This window comes from Streptomyces sp. 8K308, assembly GCF_004348315.1.
In the GTDB taxonomy this organism is placed as follows: Bacteria; Actinomycetota; Actinomycetes; order Streptomycetales; family Streptomycetaceae; genus Streptomyces.
This window is the reverse complement of sequence record NZ_SMKC01000465.1, coordinates 1-4425: the sequence shown is the minus strand read 5'-3', so window position 1 is coordinate 4425 and position 4425 is coordinate 1. Positions and strand designations below refer to the sequence as shown.

Annotated in this window: 4 protein-coding genes; 2 read left to right on the top strand and 2 right to left on the bottom strand. The window is 69.5% G+C overall.

Annotated features, from left to right (window positions below; translation table 11 throughout):
* The first annotated feature begins 252 nt into the window (after window positions 1-252).
* Together E1265_RS34040 and E1265_RS34035 are read left to right on the top strand one after the other, a co-directional pair.
* Window positions 253-2022, top strand: a complete 1770-nt coding sequence (locus E1265_RS34040; RefSeq protein ID WP_207931317.1) for a rhamnogalacturonan lyase — start codon at window positions 253-255, stop codon at window positions 2020-2022.
* 113 nt (window positions 2023-2135) lie between these two features.
* Complete coding sequence (locus tag E1265_RS34035; protein ID WP_132934814.1) at window positions 2136-2540, top strand: rodlin; 405 nt, start codon at window positions 2136-2138, stop codon at window positions 2538-2540.
* A gap of 104 nt (window positions 2541-2644) precedes the next feature.
* Here E1265_RS34035 and E1265_RS34030 read toward each other — a convergent pair whose 3' ends face one another.
* Both E1265_RS34030 and E1265_RS34025 read right to left on the bottom strand, forming a co-directional pair.
* On the bottom strand, window positions 2645-3331 hold the full coding sequence (locus tag E1265_RS34030; protein WP_132934816.1) for a TetR/AcrR family transcriptional regulator: 687 nt from the start codon (window positions 3329-3331) through the stop codon (window positions 2645-2647).
* A complete protein-coding gene (locus E1265_RS34025) occupies window positions 3331-4380 on the bottom strand; it encodes an acyl-CoA desaturase (protein WP_132934813.1) in 1050 nt (349 codons plus the stop codon). Before E1265_RS34025 ends, E1265_RS34030 begins: the two co-directional genes overlap by 1 nt.
* Between the last annotated feature and the right edge of the window lie 45 nt (window positions 4381-4425).

Here is a 4425-nt window from a genome sequence, read left to right as displayed (position 1 = left end):
GGTGGGCTGAGGGGACCTTCGAGGCGGCAGGCCGCTAGGCCGGCTGCGCCGCCAGGCCGGCTCGGCAACCTTTTCGCGCCGCGCGGCGACTTCGCAGTGCTCGATGGCCATCCCCGAACCCCCCGAGGAGAGACCGTGTCTGCTGCGCAACGACGCCGGCTGCGACGCTGGATCGGCGCCGTGGCCGTCGCCGCCGTCGTCGCCACCGGGCTCGGCGGCGGTGCCGCCGCCGCGCCGGCCGCCGAGGACGACGTGCGGCCGCTCGCCCAGTTGGAGAACCTGGACCGCGGCCTGGTCAGCGTCTACACCGGCTCCGGCAACCTGGTGAGCTGGCGCTTCCTGGCATCCGACCCCGACAACGTCGCGTTCAACCTCTACCGCGGCGACACCCTGGTGGCCTCCAACATCACCGGCGCCACCAACTACTTCCACTCCGGCGCGCCCAACAGCGCCGACTACCGGGTGCGCGCCGTCGTCAACGGCACCGAGCAGGCGTTCTCGCCGCACGCCATCCAGTTCCGCTCGGGCTACCACGACGTGCCGATCCAGCGGCCCGCCGGCGGCACCACGCCCGACGGCGTCGCCTACACCTACGAGGCCAACGACGGCTCCGTCGGCGACCTCAACGGCGACGGCACGCTGGAGATCGTGCTCAAGTGGCAGCCGACCAACGCCAAGGACAACTCCCAGTCCGGCTATACCGGCAACACCATCATCGACGCCTACACCCTCTCCGGGCAGCGGATGTGGCGCATCGACCTCGGCCGCAACATCCGTTCCGGCGCGCACTACACGCAGTTCCAGGTGTTCGACTACGACGGCGACGGCTCGGCCGAGGTCGTCATGAAGACCGCCGACGGCACCGTCTCCGGCACCGGGCAGGTGATCGGCAGCTCGAGCGCCGACCACCGCAACTCCAGCGGCTACATCCTCTCTGGCCCCGAGTACCTGACCGTGTTCTCCGGCCGCACCGGCGCCGCGCTCGCCACCACCGACTACGTGCCGGCCCGCGGCACCGTCTCCTCCTGGGGCGACAACTACGGCAACCGCGTCGACCGCTTCCTCGCCGGCACCGCCTACCTCGACGGCGATCGGCCGTCCATCATCATGGCCCGCGGCTACTACACCCGCACCGTGATCGCCGCCTGGGACTGGCGCAACGGGCAGCTCACCCGCCGCTGGACCTTCGACACCAACAGCTCGACCAACACCGGCCGCGGCTACGACGGGCAGGGCAGCCACAGCCTCTCCGTCGGCGACATCGACCGCGACGGCCGCGACGAGATCGTCTACGGCTCGATGGCCGTCGACGACAACGGCTACGGTATGTGGACCACCCGCACCGGCCACGGCGACGCCCAGCACCTGGGCGACTTCGACCTGAACGACCCTGGTCTCGAGTACTTCAAGGTGTCCGAGTCCACCAGCCAGCCCTCCTCGCTGCGCATCGAGCCCGCGAACGGCACGATCAACTGGCAGACCGGGTCCGGCTCCGACAACGGCCGCGGGGTGGCCGGCGACATCTACGCGGGCAACCCCGGCGCGGAGTTCTGGTCCGCCTCCGACACCACCCTGCGCAACCTCGCCGCCGGCTCGGTCGGCCGTGAGCCCTCCAGCATCAACTTCCTCGCCTGGTGGGACGGCGACCTGACCCGCGAGCTGCTCGACCAGACCCGCATCGACAAGTACGGCACGGGCGGCGACACCCGGCTGCTGACCGGCTCGGGCGTGGCCTCCAACAACGGCACCAAGGCCACCCCGGTGCTCTCCGGCGACATCCTGGGCGACTGGCGGGAGGAGGTCATCTGGCGCACCAGCGACAACAACGCGCTGCGGATCTACTCCACCCCGATCCAGACCTCGTACCGGATCACCACACTGCTCCAGGACCGGATGTACCGCACCGGCCTGGCCTGGCAGAACACCGCCTACAACCAGCCGCCGCACCCCGGCTTCTACCTCGGCCAGGGCATGGGCACGGCACCCAGGCCGACGATCGCCCAGGCATCAACCGGGCGCTGAGCAAACAACTGGATTGGGCAAATCAGGTGAACGGCGGCAACCGAATCCGGGTCGACGCGTTGTTCAGGGCGCTCCAAGAACAGGGCACTCCAGAACTCGGAAGGACAAGCCACGTGCTGAAGAAGACGCTTGCCACGGCCGCCGTCGCGGCCACCGCCGTTGGCGTGGCGGGCATGGCTGCCGCCCCCGCCATGGCCATCAGCAACGACGAGGGCCCGACCACGATCAGTGGCAACGGCAACAAGGAGGCCACCGGCAACATCACCACCGGTGGCTACATGAGCCCGAACATCGGCCTGGTCAACGGCTCGCTGAACGAGATCTGCCTCGCCATTCCGCGAGCCGTGAACGTTCAGGAGATCGTCGGCGATGACGCACTCGGCCTCCAGGACATCCTCACCAGCAAGAACAGCCAGAACTGTGCCGAGAACTCGGTCCAGATCGACGGTGACGACCCGCTGTCGCACCTCCTCGACGACCTGGCGCTGCTCTCCGGAAACGGCGCCGGCAACAACTGAGGACCAGCGGACCCGGGTTCTTCGGCCTTCTGACCGGTGCTCCGCTATGAGACGGCCCCCTCCCCAACACCACCCCTGGGGAGGGGGTCGCTTTTCTTGGCCGGCTACGCGCGGCGGCGGCCGACCAGCTGCGGGTCGTGTTCGAGGCCCTGGAGGCCGTGCCAGGCCAGGTTGACCAGGTGGGCCGCGACCTCCGCCTTCTTGGGCTTGCGCACGTTGAGCCACCACTGCCCGGTCAGCGCCACCATGCCCACCAGTGCCTGGGAGTACATGGGCGCCAGCTTCGCGTCGTAGCCGCGGCCCTTGAACTCGACGCCCAGGATGTCCTCGACCTGGGTCGCGATGTCCCCGATCAGCGAGGCGAAGGTGCCGGTCGACTGGGCGACCGGCGAGTCCCGCACCAGGATGTGGAAGCCGTCCGTGTACTGCTCGATGTAGTCGAGGAGCGCGAACGCCGCCTGTTCGAGCAGCTCGCGCGGGTGGCCGGCGGTCAGGGCGCCGGTGACCATCGAGAGCAGCCTGCTCATCTCCCGGTCGACCACGACCGCGTAGAGCCCTTCCTTGCCGCCGAAGTGCTCGTACACCACCGGCTTGGAGACCCCCGCCTTGGCGGCGATCTCCTCCACCGAGGTGCCCTCGAAACCGCGCTCGGCGAAGAGGGTGCGGCCGATGTCCAGCAGCTGTTCCCGGCGCTCGGTGCCCGTCATTCTCCGGCGGGCCCGCCGCGTGGTCCGCGGATTCCTGCCCTTGCCGTCGTCCTTGATGCTGTTGTCGGTCGCCACGCCACCCATCATGCCGTGTTCGATGCGGCGGTTTCCTGATGGTTTTCCTTACGGTTCGCTCCCGATTCGACGGTTTCGCCGCCCGGGATCGCGCGCTTGGCATCGATTCGTGACTGTTTTGGCCAGCGCACGTCGTAGACCCAGCCGGCCTTCTCGAACCAGCTGATCAGCCGCGCGCTGGAGTCGAGCTGCCAGCGGTCCACGCCGTGCCGGGCGCACGTCGGGTCGGCGTGGTGCAGGTTGTGCCAGGACTCGCCGCAGGACAGGATCGCCAGCCACCACACGTTGCCCGAGCGGTCCCGGGAGAGGAAGGGCCGCTTACCGGTGGCGTGGCAGATCGAGTTGATCGACCAGGTGACGTGGTGCAGTAGCGCGATCCGCACCAGCGAGCCCCAGAAGAACGCGCTCAGCGCGCCCTCCCAGGACCACGAGATCAGCCCGCCGAGCAGCGGCGGCAGCAGCATGGACACCGTCGTCCACAGCGTGAACTGTCGCGAGACGCGCCGCACGTCGGGGTCCTTGACCAGGTCGGGCGCGTAGACGTGCTGCGGCGTCTGCTCACGGTCGAACATCCAGCCCATGTGAGCCCAGAAGAGCCCCTTGACCAGCGCCGGCACGGTCTCGCCGTACCGCCAGGGCGAGTGCGGGTCGCCCTCGGCGTCCGAGTGCTTGTGGTGCCTGCGGTGGTCGGCCACCCAGCGGACCACGGGGCCCTCGGCGGCCAGCGAGCCGGCGATGGCCAGCGCGATCCGCATCGGCCGCCTGGCCTTGAACGAGCGGTGCGTGAAGTACCGGTGGAAGCCGATGGTGACGCCGTGCACGCCGAGGAAGTAGAAGACGACCATCAGCGTCAGGTCGAGCCAGCTCACCCCCCAGCCCCAGGCCAGCGGGATCGCGGCGAGCAGCGCCAGGAACGGCACCACGATGAACAGGAGGAGCGTGATCTGCTCCGCCGTGCCGCGCCGCTCGCCGCCGAGGGTGGCGGACGGCAGTGGGGGAGCGGGTGGCGCGCCGGGTTCGGCCCGGTCGGCGGGCGCGAGGTCGGGACGTGCGGTCATGAGGGTTCCTCGATGGTGGGGGGAGTGGGGGAGTGAGGGAGATGG

Bases quoted from the DNA above. Each gene is read 5' to 3' on its own strand.
- E1265_RS34030 (WP_132934816.1), bottom strand. From the start codon at position 3,331: ATGGGTGGCGTGGCGACCGACAACAGCATCAAGGACGACGGCAAGGGC.
- E1265_RS34025 (WP_132934813.1), bottom strand. From the start codon at position 4,380: ATGACCGCACGTCCCGACCTCGCGCCCGCCGACCGGGCCGAACCCGGC.